Source organism: Spongiibacter sp. IMCC21906 (assembly GCF_001010805.1).
Classification (GTDB): domain Bacteria; phylum Pseudomonadota; class Gammaproteobacteria; order Pseudomonadales; family Spongiibacteraceae; genus Spongiibacter.
In genome coordinates this window covers 3,289,883-3,310,978 of sequence record NZ_CP011477.1, presented here as the reverse complement: position 1 = coordinate 3,310,978, position 21,096 = coordinate 3,289,883, and the positions used below count along the sequence as shown (strand labels likewise).

General features: G+C 48.5%; 13 protein-coding genes. 3 read left to right on the top strand and 10 right to left on the bottom strand.

Annotation, left to right across the window (positions count from 1 at the left end; all coding sequences use genetic code 11):
- Positions 1 to 52: 52 nt before the first annotated feature.
- From IMCC21906_RS15325 to IMCC21906_RS15290, 7 genes are all read right to left on the bottom strand, one after another.
- Positions 53 to 607, bottom strand: a complete 555-nt coding sequence (locus tag IMCC21906_RS15325) for a hypothetical protein (RefSeq protein WP_047012888.1) — start codon at positions 605 to 607, stop codon at positions 53 to 55.
- 255 nt (positions 608 to 862) lie between these two features.
- Positions 863 to 1,930 (bottom strand): glycosyl hydrolase family 8, encoded by a 1,068-nt coding sequence (locus IMCC21906_RS15320; protein ID WP_052763575.1) that lies wholly within the window; start codon positions 1,928 to 1,930, stop codon positions 863 to 865.
- Positions 1,920 to 2,393: a cellulose biosynthesis protein BcsD gene (gene bcsD, locus IMCC21906_RS15315; RefSeq protein WP_047012887.1), complete on the bottom strand. Its 474-nt coding sequence runs from the start codon at positions 2,391 to 2,393 to the stop codon at positions 1,920 to 1,922. Before bcsD ends, IMCC21906_RS15320 begins: the two co-directional genes overlap by 11 nt.
- A 4-nt stretch (positions 2,394 to 2,397) precedes the next feature.
- Positions 2,398 to 6,747, bottom strand: coding sequence for a cellulose biosynthesis protein BcsC (locus IMCC21906_RS15310; RefSeq protein WP_197085914.1), 4,350 nt, complete (start codon positions 6,745 to 6,747; stop codon positions 2,398 to 2,400).
- Positions 6,748 to 6,752: 5 nt separating this feature from the next.
- Entirely contained in the window at positions 6,753 to 11,108 is a 4,356-nt protein-coding gene (gene bcsA, locus IMCC21906_RS15305; RefSeq protein ID WP_047013490.1) for a UDP-forming cellulose synthase catalytic subunit, read from the bottom strand.
- A gap of 1 nt (position 11,109) precedes the next feature.
- Positions 11,110 to 11,892, bottom strand: a complete 783-nt coding sequence (gene bcsQ / locus IMCC21906_RS15300; protein ID WP_047012885.1) for a cellulose biosynthesis protein BcsQ — start codon at positions 11,890 to 11,892, stop codon at positions 11,110 to 11,112.
- 1,217 nt (positions 11,893 to 13,109) lie between these two features.
- The gene (locus IMCC21906_RS15290; protein ID WP_047012883.1) at positions 13,110 to 13,592 is read right to left on the bottom strand and encodes a peptidylprolyl isomerase; all 483 of its coding nucleotides are present in this window, start codon (positions 13,590 to 13,592) and stop codon (positions 13,110 to 13,112) included.
- Positions 13,593 to 13,704: 112 nt separating this feature from the next.
- Here IMCC21906_RS15290 and IMCC21906_RS15285 point away from each other — a divergent pair, with 112 nt between their 5' ends.
- Positions 13,705 to 13,884, top strand: coding sequence for a hypothetical protein (locus tag IMCC21906_RS15285; protein ID WP_047012882.1), 180 nt, complete (start codon positions 13,705 to 13,707; stop codon positions 13,882 to 13,884).
- Positions 13,885 to 13,889: 5 nt separating this feature from the next.
- Here IMCC21906_RS15285 and IMCC21906_RS15280 read toward each other — a convergent pair whose 3' ends face one another.
- Positions 13,890 to 14,144, bottom strand: coding sequence for a hypothetical protein (locus tag IMCC21906_RS15280; protein WP_047012881.1), 255 nt, complete (start codon positions 14,142 to 14,144; stop codon positions 13,890 to 13,892).
- 130 nt (positions 14,145 to 14,274) lie between these two features.
- Here IMCC21906_RS15280 and parC point away from each other — a divergent pair, with 130 nt between their 5' ends.
- A complete protein-coding gene (gene parC / locus IMCC21906_RS15275; RefSeq protein WP_047012880.1) occupies positions 14,275 to 16,524 on the top strand; it encodes a DNA topoisomerase IV subunit A in 2,250 nt (749 codons plus the stop codon).
- 24 nt (positions 16,525 to 16,548) lie between these two features.
- Here parC and IMCC21906_RS15270 read toward each other — a convergent pair whose 3' ends face one another.
- On the bottom strand, positions 16,549 to 17,739 hold the full coding sequence (locus IMCC21906_RS15270; protein WP_047012879.1) for a hypothetical protein: 1,191 nt from the start codon (positions 17,737 to 17,739) through the stop codon (positions 16,549 to 16,551).
- Between the two features lie 119 nt (positions 17,740 to 17,858).
- Between IMCC21906_RS15270 and serB the strand changes: the two genes are divergently transcribed.
- A complete protein-coding gene (gene serB, locus IMCC21906_RS15265; RefSeq protein ID WP_047012878.1) occupies positions 17,859 to 19,070 on the top strand; it encodes a phosphoserine phosphatase SerB in 1,212 nt (403 codons plus the stop codon).
- A 32-nt stretch (positions 19,071 to 19,102) separates the two neighbouring features.
- Here the strand turns inward: serB and IMCC21906_RS15260 are convergent, their stop codons facing one another.
- The gene (locus tag IMCC21906_RS15260) at positions 19,103 to 21,091 is read right to left on the bottom strand and encodes an EAL domain-containing protein (protein WP_197085913.1); all 1,989 of its coding nucleotides are present in this window, start codon (positions 21,089 to 21,091) and stop codon (positions 19,103 to 19,105) included.
- Positions 21,092 to 21,096: the final 5 nt, after the last annotated feature.

Genomic DNA, 21,096 nt, shown 5'->3' with positions numbered 1-21,096 from the left:
TTTTCCTTAAGAACCGCTGCAGTATGTCTTATGGTATTGCAGCGTATAAATATTATTGAATTGCGGCGGCTTCCCTGCTTGCTTGCATAATATGCTGGTAGTAGCTTTCTTTTAGCTCTGGATAAATTGCCATTGTGGCATCCAGTACCTCGGGATAATGCTCGTTAGTACTGTAGTTAGCGTATAGGTAAACTGACAGGTCTTTTGCGGAGTCGAATGATAGATCTGATGTTGATTTAATGTAATCCATGCCGCCTGAGGATTTAATTGCAATTGCTCGGCCGGCAGATTGACCAAGTTTTTTGCCAAGAAAACTGCCTACAAATGGCACTTGTTCTAGTGCTTTTTGACCTGCGTAAGCACCAACAGCACCACCTACAGCAGAACCTGCCTTAGCATTTATGGCTTTATCAACCCATTCGGCGACGACTGCATCAGATGTATAAGGAGATAAATACTCACCGGAATTGTCAGGGATTGGAGTCGGGGCGAAGGCTTGTAACTGGGCGGGTGTGGCTTGGGGGGTGCTGGCACAGGCGGTTATAAGAGAAATAAAAAATACGGCGAGGGCGGCTTTGACCGCTCGTCGGCTTGTTTTGAAAGTCATAACTACTCCGGGTTTTATCAATCTAGGTTTGAAGGTATTTTTTTAAGGTGCTGCAGATATTGCAGCTAACGGTATTCTCCGTCATATCATTTATATGATATGGCTACCAAAAGTGCAATATATTAGCGTAGTTAGTATTGTGAATTATGCAATGCTGCCTGCAAGGAAGAGGGTGTTGATGAAAATCTTATTGACATTGACCGCTTTGTGTTATAACTGACGGAATGATGGGGAACCTGCTGGCATTGTAATGTTTTATCGGGGAGGTATCGTAACTCTGTGTTGAGGTACAGTAATCATTACCTTTTCAGTAAATTGTTTATCCGCTGCCAGCCTAGAAAGAAGCAGCAAAGAGGCGCTGTAATACTTTTCATGTTCTATATTTAATTCTGTTATTCGGTGATGCTCTCCTAGTAGTAAATAACGTACGGCCATTCCGCCTTTCGATAGGCCATATTCCGCACGTTCTTCACTGCCTAAAGCGATCCAGGCGGGGGGGGTAGCGGATTCTGACCAAAAATCTGCTATTGATTGAAGTCCTTCAGACTGAGATAAACCGCCCCAGAGAAAATAGAGCGGGATTCTTATTGCTTCATAACCGAAGCGGGCTGGCCATTTATCGGCAACGCTTAAATGACCGTCTTCATATAATTGCAGCCAGTCGGCAGGTAATTGCTGCCGACCAAAACGACCCTTGTTAAAAAGCACTTGGGCATCATCTATTATTGCCTGCCACGCGCCACTTGGTTCCAGCTCAGCAAAATGTTGTAAAGCCGGAACAACAATGTAAGACAAGTTAATATTGATATACCCATCATGTTCGAATCCGTCGTCAGCTGGTAATAGCACGGTATAGCCACCGAACTGCATAACCAGTTTGCTGCCAATAGCTTGCCGCAGTACTGCAGACTGCTCCCGATACTCTCGGCAATCCCATCGACTTGCCGCCAAACTAAGTGCCCACGCGATAAGAATATCGCCGTCACTGGCATTGTTGCGGTCCGCTATAGAAGGGTCGGCATCCGCTTGGTAACGCCAGGAGAACAAATTATCTTCGGGGCGGCGAAGGTGGGCGTTTGTCCATTGCCAAATTTTTTCAAACTGCAGTTTGTCATTAAATGCCACGGCCATCAGCATTGCCCAGCCTTGCCCCTCGGTGTGGCTGATATTGTTATTTCCGGTATCAATGACTCGTCCGCTCGGAGTAACAAAATTATGAACGTAAGTCTGCCAGCTAATATCTTGCGAGGCGTGTAAATTAAAGCCATACGATTTGGCTGACAGACTCAGCAGCAAGATAAAAACACGAAAACTAAGCGCCATAAATTAGCTCTATCGGCATGCCCAAAGTGCTGGATTTAATCTCAATTTTTACACTAGCATCACCGCCCTGTATGGAAAGAGATTTACTATAAAAACCTTGTAATACCGACGAAAAAACAATGGGCCAAAGAGTCTCTTTCCCTTCGTCCGGATTTGGCCAGGCTCCATGGATAATGGTGATAGAGTTAGGTTGGGCGATCAGCTGGCACCAGCCCCAGTCTAACTTTAACCATAAACTATTCAGGCGCTCTTCAAGTTCTTCTACGGTGTCTTGTTCAGCCAGAGAAAAACGGGTAGCGAGTTTTTGACCAATGGCGTTAAAAAAATCAGCTGTGTCACTCCTTCCCATATTGTCTTGTAACTCATCGAGCAATACACAAAGAAAATCGCGCCATTGGCCGCTGCAGTGCCGTTCCCGGTAGTAGCGCTGATTACGCTCATAACTTAGTTTATTTAAATCCATTTCATTAAGGGTCCGTGTTATACAAGACATTGATTGCCATGGAGGTTTCAGAATAATCACCAAAGGTGTCGTACGAAACCCTTGTGCCAATAGTTAGCGCCTCTGATAACGCGTACCGAATATCCAATCCTAAATTCAACCCAAAACCGCTTTTGCTTTCTGATGCATAGCGTGATTCGAGTATGGTGCCAGTGTCTGCCAGTATATCCAGCCAGCGTTGATCATTAGCCAGGGTGGGGAAGTAGGCAGCACTATCAGAGCTATAACTCTGAAACCCTAGTGCACCTCCGGCACGCCAATAAAGTTTTTTATATTGCTCCGAATAGCTGAGTGGAAAGGCCAAACTGACATAACTCTGTGGGCTGAAGTATCCGCCATGACCATAAGTAAACTTACTCAAGTTTTCAGAAAAGCTCGAGTAGCCGATGTTTACCCCCGTTTGCAGGACGCGTTGGTTCTTGTTGACCGGTCGGAGGTAAGCCCCCATATTTACCTGCATTGCCTGGTTACTTTTTACGTGGTTGCCATCGTAGTAATACGCCCCTGCATCTCCGTAAAAGCCAAGATCTTCGTTGTCAAAGGCAAACCCTAATGTGAAGCCGCTGCGCGTTACCGCTCCCCAGCGGTCACCGGTCACCGGGTCTTCTACTCCCGCATAGGATAGGAGGCTATCTGTGACTGCACGTCGCTGGGCGATGAGACGAAGCTCGGTATTGTTGCTGATTTTTGGCGCCAACGAGATGCCACCGACTAAATTTGTCATTTCAAACCCAAATGGCGTGCTTCCAATATCAAGATGGACGCTATCTCGTTGATAATTTATTTCAACACCTAAGCCTGACTCGTCCTGGCTGCCTAGGGGGATAGCGCGATTATACGATCCCAGTCTTGTTGTGAGTTGTGATATTAGGTTGCGAACGGCGGTGCTGCGGCTCTGGTATGTAGCAACATCTGTAGATACCAGCGAGAAATCGTTGTCACCAAAGTTTTCAAGGAGAAAATCGTCTACAAACTTACGCTGACTGACTGTGAGCGTATCCAGATCTATTCCTGATTCAAATAAGGGATTTCGGCTAGTCGCTAAGCTGAAGTTGCGCTGCGCAGTTTGTACTCGCGCCTCTACTGCCGCAATTTCTGAGGCGCTTGGGTTTGCTGAGTTTTGTACCGCCTCTAAAGAAGCTGTCGCTTGGGCGAGTTCTTGAGCGCTATTATCTATGTCGTCAATGATCTGGCTTGCACCGTTCAATTTTTCTGCTAACGCTTGGGTGCCAGCATTGGTGACGGCCGATCGGAAGAAACGTCGTGCAGAATCATTTGTAACAGAGCCCGCGTTTAAAAACACCGGGTTGATTACTGCTTCTAAGCGGCCGCTGGCGAAAGGTACACCGGAAAAAGCAAGGTCACCGCTAATTTCTGCTAGCTCGCTCAAGCCTTCTTCGCCATCGCGGAAACGCATAGCAATGTCACCACGCAAGCGTGGTGACAGGTCTTTTTTGAGTTTGCTACGGTATTCTTCGATGTTGGTTACCTCACGGCGGCGAGCAACATCCGCTTCGTTTATGCTTGCGGTGTTGATATGTTCTTGGCCGCGGTCCCGCCAGTAACGTGCTGACCACTGTAGCGGCATATTATCGTCATATGGGCTGGCGCTGTTTTCTGTTGAGGCCACTGTTTTCGCTGATTTTTCATCAAAAGCGTGTCTAATATATTGCTGATCATTTATGTCGGGTTGCCACGTGCCGCCAGTAATACTGCGACTCGGCAGCCAAGCGCTCGATTCGGCGAATTCATCACTTGTTTTATGGGTCGTTAATTGTACCCAGCGCGAGCTATTATCCTGCTTTCGCAAACCAGACCGCCCGCCGCGGAATGGATTTTCACCCAAACGATACATTTGAGCCCCTTCGGTATTGCCAGCTACCGCCATTCTTGCCTGTTCAACAAATACCAGTGCCTGACGTTTATCGCCCTGAGCTTCGGCCGTGCGTGCTGCCAAAATAAGCCACTGCGGACTCGTTAGGGGCGCTGCTTTTTGTAAGTAATCTTCTGCTGAGTCAGGGTCATCTGCTGCCAAGGCATTTTCCGTCAGTCCCAGTAAGGCCAAGTTCGCGTTTTCACCACCTTGTGCATAAACATGTTCATACACTTGTCGCGAAAAGTCATAGTAAGCACCACGCTTATATAGATCTGCCAAAGCTAATAAGATGGGGCTGTCGTTTGGGGCTCGTTCTAGTTCGGCAACAAGAATGTCATATGCTTGTGCAAATTGTTTTTGCTCAATCATGTTAGTGACTTCGGCCAATAACATATCCTTACGTGCACGGATCAAACTTTTGCTAGCGATTTCATCTTTAGCCGCATGCCGCTCTAAAAACCCCAACAAACGCCTGGCTTCATCGTCGTTCTCGGTTTTTCTGAATACCAAAACATGGTTTAAGTAATCTGTTGCCGCTGCCTTAAGGCCTTGGTCCAAATCTCGCCTGACCAATGCCAGTGCCAGACTGCGCTCGCCCTCGTCCTGCAACATCGCCGCTACCCGACCAACTTCAGCACTTGTAGATGGCGGATTGCGATAAATATCGTCGAGAGCCATCTCTATTCGTATAGGATCTCCCGTACGCAGAATTTGCTGTAACGACACAATACGTTTATTGCGGCTTGCACGCTCAAGCAGTGCTTCATGGTTAGCTTGGCGTTTAGACTTAGCTATCTGGCTGATCAGTGCGCTAACATCATCCCAACGTTGTTGCTTCTCGGCGATCAGGGCTGCCACAGTAAAGTCATCAATACTTGACCGGGCAGGAGTAGGCTCAACCAGCGCAATTGCTCGCTCCGATTGACCCTTGTCATCATATAGGCGCGCCAGCTCTAACCGTATCCACGGGTCGTCGGGGGCGGCTATCATGGCATCTCGCAACATCACTTCTGCCGCTGCCGTCTGACCTTTACGTATTAATGCTAGGCCATGCTCACGTAGCGCATTTGCACGTTGAGTGCGTAGATAGGCAAGTTTTTGTTGTTCAGGTTTAGGCAGCCGAGCATATTCACGATCAGCTTCACTAAATTTTTTGCGTGCAATTAGGGAGCGAACCAACCCGGAGCGGGCATCCACAGAGCTTGCGTTTAACACCAGCTGGTGCCGGTAAATGAGCTCTGCGTCTTCAGGACGATTTAATCCTAATAAAATCTCTGCCTCAAGTAGTTGAGCATCAGTGCCTAAACGACCGCCAACCTCTGATAATGGTTGTACGGATTGATATGCTTTTGGCAGGTTTCCTGACTTATACAGTTTTCGTGCATCTTCAAGTTTGGCGTAAAACCGTGCGGAGTCACGAGCCTCTCGCCATTTTTCCGCAGATTTTGGCGCCCGTAACATTGCCTGAGATAAGCTTCTATCTGCTGCCCTAAACTGACCACTCCGCAGCTGCAACAGTCCTAAACCGACTTGAGCATCAATATCGTTTGGGTCGTTTTGCAGCGCTGTGGTGAATGCTGACTTTGCTTCACGTAAACGTCCCTTATTCAGAGCGGCATAACCATCTGCCCGGGCTTGCCCGGTATCTTTTTGATAGGATGCAAGGTGCTCGCTCAGCTCCCGATCTTCGGGAAATTTATCTAAATAAGCTTTCATTAAAGCTGCATTCGCGGATGTGGCTGGTAACCACAACAGGCTCGTTCTCCAAGCCTTTAATACCTTATTGTTTTGTTTTGCATTCCAAAGCTCTTCCAGGCGAGCGGCACCTTCACGACGTGTTTGACTTCGATAGGTCAGTATTTCTGCCAACCCTGCAGCAATGGCGTAATTTTCAGGAAAACGTTTGGCTAATCGCTCTAGTTCTCGCCGTGCCTCTGCCCAACTGGCATCAATCCCTGCAAGGGTTTGATAATACTCAAGGGCAAGATCTTCTGGAGGTGCATCGCCTTTAAATAAGGCCCGATACAACTCAATCGATTTTTCAGTTTCGCCGCGAGCTGCAGAAGCTCGTGCTCTGGCTAAAACGCTATTGTCGAGAGCGTCTCTGCGTAAACGATTCTGTAAAGTTTGCCACTGGTTGCTATCAGGTGCAGTGCTTTCTAGTTTTTGCCCCCACTCCTTTGCCGTCTCAACGTTGCCGCGATTTAACTCAATCAAAGCCATTTGCAACAAGGCTTCAGTGTTGTCTGCGTCTGAGGCTAAAATTCTGCGAAGGGAGTCTTCAGCTAAATCAGAGCGCCCAGATTGCATCCAGAACTTTGCTTGCTCAAGTAGTGCCTCATACGGGGCGGCCTCTACTAAGGCTGTTACAGGGAGTAATAGGGCTAGCAGTGTAGATTTTGCCAATACTTTTAAATAACGCGATTTTTGAAATTGCACGTTTTTCATCTCCCATCACGGCGACGCTGCGCCCGCCGGACCAGTAAGGTATACACCTGCGTTACCAGTAGTAGAATCAATATTAGTGGTATGAGCAGTAATAAGAGTGGACGCTGGCTAAGCCACCAATACGCTTGGTTGTAAAGGTTAACGCCCCCATCGAGACGGGTTGCCGCCAACTGGAAGGACAATGCCTTGCTGCCCCCATCCAAAATGACTAGGTCGTCAGAAACAGTAGATAACACGCCGGCTGTTTCTATTTGTTTGGCAATCTCTACTAAACCTAGGCTATCTGTTGCAGTTAATAAGACGGTTAAAGCATTGTTGTCACGGGATGCGGTGCTTACTAAAGCTTGTAAATATTCTCGGCTAGTCAGTGTGCGATCAGCATTCTCTTCATTAAGATCCTGCCCATCTAAAAGTAATGAGGCCAACCAGTCACGCCGACTTAAAGGACGGATGCGCAGGCGTTCTTTACTAACGTATAGTCTGCTGCCGCTCAGTACGTTCGGCATTACGTCATCATTGACAGGAGAAAGCACCAACCAGTGACGTTGTTTTACCGCAGCGAGCTGATTTGGTCCTAATGCCACAGCAATATTTATCCCGGGCTTACCTGTAAATTCAGAAAATCGTGATACTAATTCAAACGCCGTCGCTAGCGTATTTTTATCAGGCTCTGCAGGTAATACCAATGCACTGTTAGACAGGTCAGCGGTACTTGTAAATGGATAGCCTGCATCGGTAAATAGAGATAAGTCAGGTACGGATACCATTGTCCGAAGCTCTGTTAGATCTAAGCCTGTTTCAGGCATAAGGTGACTCAGCACATCGTCGGGCACATCATCTAGGCAGCCGTCTTTGAGTTTGGCTTTTAAATTGAAATAAAAAGTTAATTCGTTTTTACCATGAAGTAGTTCCGGCGACAGGTGAATAACCGCTTTCTCTTGCCGAACACGTCCGCCAATGCTCCCCCATAGTTGCTCAATAAGTCCCTTTCGATTAACAGAGAGAGACTTTAAAAACTGACCGTTTAACATCAAGTCCAGCGACGACCGTTTAGTATCTAGCCAGTCGCCTTCAGGAAATTGATAACTAACGTGAAGCGGCACAGTACGCCCAGGCCAGGTATTGAGTAGCGGCGATAAACGGAAGGGCATACGAATTAAAGATGGACTCAGCCCTTTCACATGCAGGCTGTCAGGGTCCACGATATCTTCTAGCATGAGTGGTTTCGACGTGTCGGCCCAGCGATTTTGAACTTCAACATCGGGGGGCATAGATAAGGCTTGACTCGCATCCACGTAGTTGCCTAACAATCCTCTATGCTGAAGCGCCAAAAAACGCGCAGCCTGTACTAAACCTCGATCATCGGGCGCTTCAATAAGAAGTACGCTGCCGAAAGTTGAATTGGGGTTGGCAACTAATCTAATTCCCGGACGTTCGATCAGTGCTTGGGGTAAACCAATAACTGGATTTTCATTGGTTGCAAAAGCAATGGCATGGCCATTCGTAAGTGTGTTACTTACGTTAAATTTCATGCCGCGGAAGTGATTCTCTGCGCCAAACCACGATGATATTATTGTTGCGGCGCGAACTTGGTCGGATGATGGCATGACTGGTAAAACGACACTGATTGCGGCACTGCCTGAAGCATCGGCATCTAAAAAAGGTCGGGGTAATAGGTGTAAATCTTTAGCTGTTGACAAGGTGTCTATGGCAAGTCGAATCTGTGATGTTGGCAGAATATGCAGCTTTGCTTGACCAACAAGTGGGTCTATACAGGTGTAGGTATTATTGCTGCGCAGCATAAAGTCGATATTATTACTGGAAACGAGATATGCTGGATTAATCTCCATCGAGACCAGAGCCGGTGTGCCATTGTTTTCTTGTAAGTTAATTTCCTTAATTTTTACTCCGTTAATGGACAAAATTAAGGTATCGCTACCTACTTGGGTAGACGAATAGTTAAGCAAGAGATCAAGGCTTGCACCGGTAACAACCTCATCGCGTGGCAATGAAAAATGTAAGCCTGCTCTTGAAGAGTGAGTGCTTAACCGCAAGCCATCCATATTGCTGATTTGCGCAATACTGATTTCTCTAACAGTATCTCCTTCACTGTCACTGCTGATGTTGGCGAACGCGGGCAAGCTAGCCAATAGTAATAACACGATAAGTAAAACGCTAAATGCGATAGGCATAATCCAGCGTTTGAAAAGCTGCTCTCTTAGCTGAACATTAATTTTTCGTTCGTCATCACCCCGTGAGAATAAGCTTGGAAACAACAAACTTAAAATACAGCGTGATATGCCAAAGAATGACCGAATGATATTATCGGATTTAATTGCTTTCTCTTCGAACCATGAATCTTCTCTAGCCAGTGCAATACGAACTAAATTACGACGTTGGTCTATATTTAATTCTGAAAACCTCACTCGTATAAAGCGTTCATCACAGGCAATTAAGCTTGCAGGCAGCGCCACCCTGCGACCTTGATAAACTAGCTCAATACACTCAATCTCTGCAGTAAATGGCTGGGTTTTCAAGTTGCGTAAGCGTGCTCCTCCCATAGAGATATCAACCACTTCACTCGCTATTGCGTGGCCATCGGTAAAGAAAATACTTCCTTCTAGCTCTACCGCTACCCGAACCGTTTTTCGTATTTGCTGCCTTTCTCGGCCAACGGTGATGGCGGCTAATAACATAAAAAGACTAAAGCCTGCCCAGAAAACGTTAAGCAGCATGACGTTGGGTTCAATATCGTAATAGTCATGCCAGTATAGACGCACAATGCCCCAGCCAACTCCCGCCATTAATAGAAACGATACGATCAATTGGGGTTTGACGGCATTAATATCAAAAAAGGTTTTATCAACTAAGCCACCTTTATCGGTGACATTAAATTTACCTTTGCTAGGATCTAAAAGAGTCGTCAACGTTGGCTTTACAAGCTGGAAGGCCAATACAGATTCGTATATTTCTCCCCATAAAATATGCCGGTAACGTCCTGTCGTGCGAGAGTTGGTATAAAGTGCATGGCTTAAGTGTGGTAGTGCATACGCTACGATAATACCGGCCGAGGATGCGATGATATTCTGTCCAAGTAGTAGGTAGGCGAGGGGAGCAGTAATAAAAACCACGCGAGGAAGAGGAAACTGAAAATGCAGCATGGCAGACAAGTAACACAAGCGCTGAGACAATGTGAGTCCTCGTCCAAAAAGCGGGTTATCCATTCGCAATATTTGCGTCATGCCGCGGGCCCAGCGCGCTCTTTGACCAATATGTAATGAAAGCCGCTCAGTGGCCAATCCCGCCGCTAAAGGCAACGCGAGGTAAGCGGTCCCCCAACCTTTTCGCTGCATTTTTAAAGCGGTATGGGCATCTTCAGTGACGGTATCAACAGCAAAGCCATCAATCTCTTCCAGCGCTGTTCGGCGTATCACTGCACAGGAGCCACAAAAAAATGTGGCATTCCAAAAATCATTGCCCTGCTGTACTGGACCATAAAATAGCGCCCCTTCACGCGGTATATCTTCACCTACTGCCAAATTGCGTTCGAAGGGATCCTGAGAGTAGAAGTAATGGGGTGTTTGTAATAGGGAGAGCTTTGGGTCTCGTAAAAATCCGCCAATGGTATATTGCAAAAAACCACGAGTTGGGACGTGGTCACAGTCAAAAACCACAATTAATTCGCCATGGGTTTGTGTCATGGCGTTATTTAAGTTTCCAGCTTTAGCGTGTTTATTATTATCACGAGTGATATATCCAACACCGGCTCTTGCGGCAAAGGCAGAGAACTCTGCTCGCTTGCCATCATCCAGCAGATAGATATTTAGTTTGTCAGTGGGATATTCTAGACATTGGGCTGCCAGTATCGTATCAGCTACGACGCTCAAGCTTTCGTTATAGCTGGGGATATAAACATCAATGGTAGGCCATAATGCGATATCTTTTGGCAACGGAATAACCCGTCTATTCAACGGCATTGCAGTTTGTACGTAGCCCAAAAACAGAATAAGCCATGCATAAAGCTCCGCCACAAATAGGCCGTATCCTAGTACATACTCTAATCCGCTATTAAATACTAAGGTCTCTGAAGCCCGCCAATATAAATATCGGGTAGACACCAATAAACTTAAGGCAGCTAAAAATAATGAGGCTAACTGAGACTTTGGCAGCAGTCGGTTAGTAACCACCATAATAATGACGGTAAAAATTCCTAATAGAGCTTGGTAAGAGATATCCATTGGTGTAGTTATAAAAAAAAACACCGGACCAATGGATATAAGGGCCAGCAACCATGCTAAAAAACGAACTCCGCGAGAGTTCTCTGAACGGAGTTCTTCATTTTTTGTCGTCATATTAAGCGACCGTTGGTCCATCAGGTTTTTCTATAGAAAGGAGCTCTCGCATAACATTGCTGACAAAAGTATTGAAATCTTTTGCAGCCAGCGAGCCTGGAGAGCCTTCAAATACCGATTTTTGTGTTGCATTCGCTTCTGTTACGGCTTCATCACGATGGATCAGTCCCAAGAGACTATCTTTGTGGCGGTGCTCTATAAACGCGCATATTTCACTATTTAATCGGCGCTGTGGGTCGACCTGATTAAGTACAAAGCCATGCCTGCTATTCATTGGCACTGTCCCTGGGTAAAACTCATTGTTTTCAACCCGAGGGAGCAACGCCATCGATGCCGAGTCGGGCAGCAATACGGTTAGCCTTAAATCTGCTAGGTTCGTCGCGGACTCCAATGCATTCGATTCTCCTGGGGGGAGATCAATAATCACAATGGTGCCTGGGGTTTTTTGTAATGAGGCTAGGCGCTGGCGTAAAAAATCAGGTTTCATTAAGTCTGCTTCAAAACGTTGTTTGAGCTGTCGACTTGGATGGCCATAAGGTAGTACTGATAAATTATCGGCAATGGGTATTGCCAGCGACGACCAGTCTTCGCTGTACGAGGCACTCTCGACAAAACCCCGCCTATCATTTAACGGTATGCCAAAATGTAACCGCAATGCATTTTGTGAGTCGAAATCTATCGCAATCACTCTATAGCCTGAGCGCCGTAGCCCGTAAGCTAGGTGTGCTGACGTCGTCGTTTTACCGACACCCCCTTTGGGAGAACCAATACAGATAACCGTCACGTTGATGTACTCAATTTACAATTGGCGTAAGCAATATTCTTTAATAAGGGCTTTAACAGGGTTTTGCCAGGAAGGGCCGTCTCAGTATTAGTGGCAATGTGTTTTTGAGGCAACGGGGGCAGGGGCTGGATGTGTGGAAAGCTTCTGTTGTTCTGATTGTCCTCAATATCCCTCGTTACGACCTCCGGTTGAGTTAGCTCTTGATTCGCATTTTTTACTTGGGAAAGTAAAGACCAAGAATGAAAATTAGACGTTGGGTCAGTATACGGCGTTAATTTGATCCTTTTATTACTCATACAAAAATCCTTATTCGTGAATAATGTTAAGCAGTGCGTTTTCGATTTTAACTAGGGCACCTCTTATTAATTCGGTGATATCTCAAGCTTAGCCAAAAGCGGCTCAACAAGGCGCCGACATGAAGGAATGCTGGTTGCCTTTCAAGTGGCGGCAACGCAGTTGAGCTGTTTTTGGCTAAGCCCCGAGGGGCGGGCCTCTGGCGCACACTGGACTGCGTTGCCATGCCCATTAAGGACAACCAGCCTTAATCTTCGCATCGCGCCTTGCCAGTGCGCGCCAGAGACTCCGTTGAAACATTACCGAATTAATCAGAGGTCCCCTAGGAACAAGCTCTTTCAAAATAGTGTTGCCGAGTGTCATAGCGTATTAAGTTTGGTGGTACTACTCGTATCTCTGTATATGAATCTTTGCCTGACCTTCGGCTATGACTCTTCAGCCGATTAAGGCTGAAGAGTACATTCCTAAGTACTTGGTGAGGACTTCGAAGAAAAAATAATGCCACTTCTCAAGAATGACGCTAGCTACACTAGATTGGCGGTTTGCGCCATTTAGGTAGCCAGTTTCTTTAACCAGAATATGTATCTAATTGGCGTGGAATGCCCGGTGGTTAATTCAAAAGAAGATATGCACGTTAATAATTCACGAATGACTCTGGAGTTGTAAAATCAGTAAATACGGTGCAATGCATCTAATGTGTATTAGCTGCTGTGCGATGTCAATACTAGCCTAACATTTTGTTTAAGCTGGTGCACAGGGCAATGTTAATTTTATGAGGGTTTTACTTAAGGGGCTTGTGTAAGCATGCGGTTATCTGCCATTAAAACAGGGGTTTACTTAAAAGCGCACTTTTTTGGAGCGCCCGGAGAATCTATTCGGAATCTGTTTTAATGGCGGAAGACATAAGCAGAATGACACTGAGTCTAATGTTGATGCCCACCTACGCCGTGAGCGTGGCCGTGCTGAATCTCTTCGGCGGTAGCTTCTCTCACATCGGTGATCTCAATTGCAAAAAGCAGTGTTTGACCCGCCAGTGGATGGTTGGTGTCGATGTCTACCGAGAATTTTCCGACTTTGATGACGGTGCCGTTACGTCTACCTTTGTCGGTGTTAAAGCTCACTGGCTGCCCGACCTTTAGTTTGCCTTCGTGTTTTAGATATTTGGCGGGAATACGCTGCTGCATATTATCTTGGCGGGGGCCGTAGGCTTGTTCTGCTGTCAGGGTAACCTCGAAGCTGTCACCGGCGGATTTTCCCGCCATGGCGTTTTCCAAGCCGGTAATAATATTGTTAGCACCGTGCAGGTATAAAGAAGGGGCATCTTGGCGATTGTTTTCCAGTTCTTCACCTTGAGCATTTTTTAAGGTGTAGTGAAACGAAACAACACTGTTGTTGGCAATTTGCATTGTATTTCCTTGTTGCTGAGCCGTCGCGTGATTAAATTAAGGCGCGTATAGTAAAGCCGAATCGAGCGCAGTGGTAGCGTGACGAGTATCGTCAAATTCAATGGAGAGTTGTATGGGCGAGGTTATCCCGTTCTCCCGTCGTGGAGACGGCAAAAAAGCGAATAGCTTATGTCGTGAGGGGCACCATAAATGGAAGATCGATACGGCGAAAAAATTTGATGTGAAGCAGGGGAAGCTGGTGACGGTATATCGCTGTGAACGCTGTGGGACAACAAAAACCACAGCGCATTAGCAGGCCTATTTTTCGAGCTCTCGAGTGATTTCCGAGCTGATCTTGTTGAGCCAGTTTCTGGCTTCTTCAGGACCTTCCACCGCTTTGACGACGCAAGCCAGTCCCAGCAGGTGTTCCATTAGCAATTTTCTCATGGAGAGTTTATTCTCCTGCGCTTGCTCTTGTAAAAATAGAAAAGCTTGAGCGCTGATATCGTCAATAATGACCTGTTCACTTTCTTGGCGATATTCGTTTAGCGTCACCACATTTGAGATTGCCATTTTGCGTCTCCTTTCCTTCTTAAAGGGTGAGCTCAGTATAGAAATACATGACATGGCTGACTCTTCGTAATTACCCTTAGGATCGTAAGTGTTTAGTAGCAGTGATTAACAAGGACTTAATAAAGCCCCTATGACCGACTCAATTGCGATCGGCGCCGATGGCGTCGAACAGATATCCTTAAAGACTTACACCGAAAAAGCGTATTTGGATTACTCCATGTACGTTATTTTGGATAGAGCCCTGCCCAATATTGCTGATGGCCTGAAGCCGGTACAGCGCCGTATTGTGTATGCCATGAGTGAATTGGGGCTAAAAGCCAGCTCCAAACACAAGAAATCTGCCCGTACGGTGGGGGATGTTATCGGTAAGTTTCATCCTCACGGCGACAGTGCTGTGTACGAAGCGATGGTGTTGATGTCCCAGAGCTTCTCCTACCGTTACCCGCTGATTGACGGCCAGGGCAACTGGGGCTCACCAGATGACCCCAAGTCCTTTGCGGCAATGCGCTATACCGAGTCCCGCTTAACCCGCTATGCCGATGTGCTGTTGAGTGAGTTGGCCCTGGGCACCGTAGATTGGAACCCCAATTTTGACGGTGGCTTGGACGAACCCGCGAATTTGCCCGCCAGAGTGCCCAATGTGTTGCTTAATGGCACAACTGGGATTGCAGTGGGGATGGCCACCGATATACCACCTCACAATCTTCGTGAAGTGGTATCAGCGTGCATTCACCTGCTGGATAACCCCAAGGCTTCTGTGTCGGAGTTGTGCGAGCATGTGTTGGGTCCGGATTTCCCCACGGATGCCGAGGTTATTACCCCTCAATCCGAGCTGCAGAAAATTTACGAAACGGGGCGTGGCTCATTGCGGATGCGGGCTCTGTGGCATAAAGACGGCGACGATATTGTGATATCGGCGCTGCCCCACCAGGCTTCGGGCTCAAAAATTCTCGAGCAAATTGCCGCGCAGATGCAAGCCAAGAAATTGCCGATGGTGGTGGACTTGCGGGACGAGTCTGATCACGAAAATCCCACCCGGCTGGTCGTGATACCTCGCTCAAACCGGGTAGATTGTGAAGCGGTAATGAATCACTTATTTGCCACTACCGATCTGGAAAAAAGTTATCGGGTCAATATGAATATGATCGGCATAAATGGCCGACCTCAGGTGAAGAGCCTGGACCTGATTTTGGGTGAATGGCTGGAATTTAGAACCGCTACCACCCGTCGCCGTTTGGAATTTCGCCTAGATAAGGTGCTGAAACGCCTGCATATTCTGGACGGTTTGCTGGTCGCCTATCTGAATATTGATGAAGTCATCGCCATCATCCGAGAAGAGGATAAGCCTAAATTGGCGTTGATGGCGCGCTTTGGTATTAGTGATACTCAGGCCGAAGCGATTCTCGATTTAAAACTGCGGAATTTAGCAAAATTAGAAGAAATGAAAATTCGCGGTGAACAGGATGAACTTGCCGCTGAGCGGGATGGCATTGAGCAAATTTTGGGCTCCAGCCGACGCATGAAAACCTTAGTGCGCAAAGAGCTGTTGCAAGCGGCGGACGAGTTTGGTGATGACCGTCGCTCGCCGTTGGTGACCCGTGGTGAAGCCAAAGCCTTTTCTGAAGAAGACGTGATCGCAGCTGACCCCGTCACAGTGGTGTTGTCGGAGATGGGCTGGATTCGTGCAGCCAAAGGGCACGATGTTGACCCTGTTGCCCTGAACTACAAATCGGGTGACCGCTTTAAGCTGGCCACACAGGGCAAGAGTAATCAGCCGGTGGTGGTGTTGGATCATACCGGCCGAGCCTATACCGTGGCCGCACATAGTTTGCCTTCTGCCAGAGGTCAGGGCGAGCCGCTGACCGGGCGGATTAATGCCCAGTCCGGCGCCCATTTTGAAGGTCTGATGATGGGCGCAGAAAATAGTCAATTTTTGTTGGCCAGCGATGCAGGCTATGGTTTTGTGGCCAAACTGGCTGACCTGCAAGGCAAAAACAAAGCGGGCAAGGCTGCGCTAACCCTGCCCAAAGGTGCCAAGGTGTTGCCGCCGGTACCGGTAACGGCAATTGAAGACCATTATCTGGCTGCGGTCACCACCGAAGGGCGGATGTTGGTATTCCCGTTGGCAGATTTACCGGTGATGGCGCGAGGTAAGGGCAATAAGATGATCGGTATTCCCTCTGCTCGAGCCGCAGCCCGAGAAGAGTATGTGATTGCCGCCGCGGTGATGGGGGCTCAGCAATCATTAAAAGTGATTGCCGGTAAGCGCCACCTCAGCTTGAAATTGTCTGAACTGGAGCATTATCTGGGTGACCGAGGCCGCCGGGGGCATAAGCTGCCCAGGGGCTTCCAGCGGGTCGATGGTCTGGCTGTCGAGTAAATCGGGAATAGAGGCCAGAAAGGTTTAGCTTTCTTCCTGTTCAAAGCGGCCAGCCAGATTCAGGTTTTTTAACTGAGTCTGCTGGCGCTCAAGTAACTCATTGTAAGGCGGTTTGAGGGTGCTTACCCGGTTGCCTTTGTGCTCAACCCAGGCGTCTAGCCGCTCGTGTTCTTTGGCGCTGTTGTCCAGCCAGATTCCGCGACCTTCTTTGGTCGCCTCATGCAGGCGCTCTACCGCGGCGCATTCCAGTGCCGCGCATTCCCAGTCTTGCCCTTCTCCTAAAATATGCGCCACCCCAGCCCGGGTTTTTAAGGCTCGATCCAGTTTTTGTAAAAGCTCAGCGCAGCACAGTGCTCTAAACAGCGGGTGGTCGGTGTCGTTCACCTCATAAAAGCGCAAGCTTACCGCCGTCTGGCGATGTGGAATCAGTTCACCGTGATACAAGCGAGCAATGGCTTCGGCGCGGGCGTGGCTGTTATGCAGGTGACTGATAAAACTGTCGGGAGCCATTTGTGCTTTTAATTGCTCGTAGGCCTGCCATTGGCAGTGTAAAACGTAGTAGTCCCGGTAGCGGTGTTCTCCGGCTTCTAAAAGGCGAATCTCGGGGTTGTGAATCTCTTCCAGTAGGAGCCCTAAACTGTCATCGCCGCGGTAGGCTGCTTTGTCGTCTCGCAGCGGGTTGGCTAAACGCAGTCGGGCTAGTTCCAGCCACGATTCGGCTCGGCGAACTGGCACGGCGACAAGGGCGTAACTTAAGCATGCCAATATGCCGGTGAGTATCAGTAGGGTTTTGCCCAGGTCGCGAATTTCGGTGCTGATAATATCTTTGCTAAGGGAAAGCTTAACAATACCCAGAGAGCCATCTCCGGCGACCCCGGCCTCGTAGTTGAGATTTTCGGGCCGCCAGGTGCCCGCTTCGGCAACGGTTTCTTGACGGGCATTGGCGATACTGCCGTATACCACCAATGGGCTGTTGATATAGTCCTGCAAAATTGCCTGCAGGCTGACTTTGTCATTGCGCAGCAGCGATTGTTGGCTTTGTGAGGCCAGTTGGTCGGTCCATTGCTGACCAATCATTTGGGTGGTCTCTAACAGAATCTGCTTGCTGGCAGTCATACTGGTAATTAAAAGGGTAAGCCCGGCAACCGCGCAGATGATGGCGGCGACCAGGCCACATTTAGCTGAAAGAGGAAGCTTGAGAAGCTGCTTGAGCATGGGCGAGTATCCAGGCCAATAATAAAGTAACAATTTTGCTGGCGAGTATATCAAGGCTTTCGGTGCTTGGGTGGAATGCGTTCAGCGGCTACAATACGCGGTCTGTTGCGGGGGTCGCTGTGAACGAAATAATCCTAATTAATATTGCCGGTGATGACCGGCCGGGTGTGACAAGCACCATAACCAGTATTCTGGCCGATCATCAGGTCAGCATTCTCGATATTGGCCAGGCAGTGATCCACGACACTCTCACCTTGGGTTTGTTGGTGGAAGTGCCATCGGATTTGGAATCGTCCAGTATTCTAAAAGATATTCTGTTTCGTACCCACGAAATGGGCATGCAAGTGCGCTTTTCGCCGGTAAGCCCCGATAGCTACGAACAGTGGGTTAGCGGGCAGGGTAAACAGCGCCATATTGTTACCTTGCTGGCCCGAAAAATCAGCGGACGGCATATTGCCTCTGTCACCGATATTGTCGCGCGCTATGGGCTGAATATTGATCGGATTGATCGGCTGTCTGGGCGTATTTCTCTTGACGATACCACTCAGCAGTCTAAGGCCTGTGTTGAGCTGTCGGTGCGGGGCTATCTGGCCGATGCCTCGGATTTTCGTCGTGAGCTTTTGCATCTCGCCAGCGAAATGGATATTGATATTGCCTACCAAGAGGACAATATGTTCCGTCGCACCCGGCGTCTGGTGGCCTTTGATATGGACTCAACACTGATTGAAGCCGAAGTGATTGATGAGCTGGCGGCGGCGGCCGGTGTGGGTGAGCAGGTTGCCGAGATTACCGAGCGGGCCATGCGCGGCGAAATCGACTTTACCGAGAGCTTTAAGGCTCGGGTGGCGTTGTTGAAAGGGCTGGATGAGTCTGTGCTTGAAGGTATTGCGCACACACTGCCTATTACGGAAGGGGCCGAACGTTTGATTTCTACCCTCAAGCGCATGGGCTATAAAACAGCGATTCTTTCTGGTGGCTTTACCTACTTTGGCGAATACCTGAAAGAAAAGCTGGGCATCGATTATGTCTACGCCAATGCCTTGCCGGTGAAAGATGGCAAGGTGCTGGGCGAAGTGGAAGGTGTCGTCGTGGACGGCCAACGCAAGGCCGAGTTGTTGCGAGAAATTGCGCGCCGAGAGGGTATTGATCTGGAGCAGGTGATTGCCGTTGGTGATGGCGCCAATGACTTACCCATGCTCAGTATTGCCGGGTTGGGAATCGCTTTTCGCGCCAAGCCCATTGTGCGGGAAAGTGCCAAGCAGTCCATTAGCACCCTGGGATTGGACGGTATTCTGTATTTACTGGGGATCAGTGACCGGCTCAGTCACTGAGGTGGCAAGCGGGCTTGCGATGATCTGGCTGTTTAATTAAACGCCGAGAATTCATAGCTCATTGTTGGCTGGGGTTCGTGAACATAGCTGCCTTGAATAAAGTCGGGACCCAGTTGCCAGAGCATGGCTAAGGTGGCGGCACTGCCGACATTGGGCACCACAATACGGCTGCCTAAGCCTTTGGCCACACGGATAAACTCGCTTATCTGTTTGCTATCCGGCGTGTCGCTGCGGCGCATCCCCGGCTTTACCAGGCCGGGTTTGATATGGCCAAGAAATTTATGGGCCGTTTCGGTCCGGCCAAAATTGCGCACCCCGATGTTACCGCCCATTCGCTTGAATTGGGTGCAAAAATCCAGTGCGGGTTTGAGGTTGTCACGGATACTGTCTTCGCCAAACTGCAGGGTAAGCGTTGCGGCAGGCAGTGCGGCGGCTTTTATTGCCACCCCCAGCCAGGAACAAAACTCGGGGTCATGAAAGACATTAGCGCTCAGGTTGATTACCAGCTTGATGTCCTGCCCAGTGAGGCGTTCCTTGGCCAGTAATTTGGTGGCTTCCATCACTATCCAGCGGTCCAGCTGAATATTGCTCGCTTCGTTTTCGATATTACGCATTAGCTCGCCAGCGGTGATTTCGTCTTCTGCTCGGTCTTTCAGTTCAAAGCTGACTTCATAATGATCGCCGTCTGCATCACTTAAATTCACCATTGGTTCAAACAACAGTTGTAGCCGGTTATCGGCCAGGGCCTCGCTGACTATTTCACTGGCTGCTTCGCTGTTTTTAAGTTGCTGGCGGTCCTTTTTATAAATGGCTGCCTGGTTACCGCCCGCGTCAATAAGCCCCTTTAAAAACTGGAAGCTAGTGTCTAGCAAAGAGGGTGCATGGGGTGGCGTGAGGTGATTGATAGGCATAATCACCGTGCTAAGCGTGCATTGTAGGGATTGTGTTTTTATTTCGATGATTGCTTCTTCTACGCTGTTTAGCAAACCTTCGGCCATCTCCAGCGCAGTTTGGCTGGGAATATGGTGGGTAACAGCGGCAATAATGTCATCGCTAATACGCCCGTAAATTTGGGCATTTAACTGGGTGCGTATCCGCCCGGCCACATCGGCAATAAATACTTCGATACCTTTGAGGCCAGTGATTTGCCTCAAGCGGCTAAAGTTATCCACGGAGATGAGCAGCAGTGAACTGTTGCTGTTGCGTTCATTTTCTACAAACTCTTGCAGTAAGTGTTCAAAATGATAGCGGTTTGCTAAGCCAGTGCTTTCATCGATATTGCCGGTGTTGGCGGCGCTGCTGGGCTCGTTGAGCAATAGCTGGATACAGGCTTCGTCGTCATATTGCGTATTGCTGCAGTACACGGTGAATAGGGCGGTGGAGTTATCATTGCAGTGAAAGTGTAGGTCGATATGCCGGTCATCCTCGCCTTTAAGCTGCTGTTTAAGGACATTCTTTAATCGATCCTGATCCTTGTGTTCAACGAGGTCGACTATGGGAAAACCATCGACATCATCAAAACCTAGTTGCTGGCAAAACGCAGGGTTGGCGTGGATGATCATGCCGTCAGTGATGTAGGCCACCGGGTCTTTCGACTCGGTCATCAGTAAATGGCTGCGCTGCTCTGCTGCATTTAGCGTGTGCTGCAATGTGGCTAGTTGGCGTCGGTGCAGGAGGGCTTGTACTTCTCTGAGGCTGGCGCTGACCAAGCGGGGGAATTCATATTTGCTGAAAACAGCCGCGACGGCGGCATCGGGTGGTGGCAGTGATTCGGCATTGCCCATGTAGATAACTGGGATATCGTGCCCGCCTTTGCGCAATAGATGGCCGCATTGTTGGATGTCAAAAGTCGCACGCTCCGCGTCAAATATAATCAGCTCCCAGCGTTGCCCATTCAGCTGTTCAGCAAACTGTTCGCTGTTGGTGACCCGGATTTCGCGGCAAACCTGTCCGGCTTTTCTAAAGCCGCCGGTCAAAAGTTCTACATCGCTGTCAGATAAACTAACGAGCAATATATTCATTATTT